Source organism: Aeromicrobium sp. PFPM2_SD2 (assembly GCF_057364525.1).
In genome coordinates, this window is record NZ_JBNFNZ010000742.1 from 1 (window position 1) to 692 (window position 692).

Genomic DNA, 692 nt, shown 5'->3' on the forward strand with positions numbered 1-692 from the left:
CGTAGCCGGACGCGTCGAGGGCGCGCTGCACGACCGGCGTCAGCGCGGCGACCAGCTCGGTGCGCTCGGCGTGCAGCCGCGCGGCCAGCTCGGGGTCGCGCAGCGCCGCGAGCGACATCTCCACGCCCATGACGTGCCAGGCCCGGTCGTCGTCCAGGCGCGACAGCACGGCGTCGATGACGCTGGACGGCGTGGGGTCCGCGTCGTCGCCGGTCGCCTGCCCGACCGCCTCGCGGACCGTGTCGATCATCAGCGTGGCGCGCCGCTCGTGGACGGCGACCAGCAGCGCGTCCAGTGAGGCGAAGTTGGAGTAGAACGCGCCGCGGGTGAAGCCGGCCCGCTCGCAGACCTGCTCGATCGACGTCCCGTGCAGCCCCTTCGCGACGAACAGCTCCTCGGCGGCCTCGACGAGGCGGGCACGGGTCTGCGCCCGGCGGGGGGAGAGGGGGGCTGGTGCGTCCACGAAAACAGGATACACTTCGTATTGAATACGTTTCGTATCGAAAGAGGTTCCCGTGCCCGAGTCCGTCACGCTGCGCTCGCTGCGCCGCCCCGCGCTCCTGCTGGTCGGCGTGCTCCTGGTGCAGCTCGCGTTCATCGCCAGCTACGTCGGCGCCTTCCACTCCCCCGAGCCGCGCGACGTGCCGGTCGCCGTCGTCGCGCCGGCCTCGCGGTCGGTCCGGCCACCACGG

General features: G+C 73.0%; 1 protein-coding gene. It reads right to left on the minus strand.

The window, feature by feature from the left end:
- Positions 1-463: TetR/AcrR family transcriptional regulator (locus tag AC2W7G_RS17835; RefSeq protein ID WP_485869605.1), on the minus strand; the 463-nt coding region annotated here is incomplete at its 3' end.
- Positions 464-692: the final 229 nt, after the last annotated feature.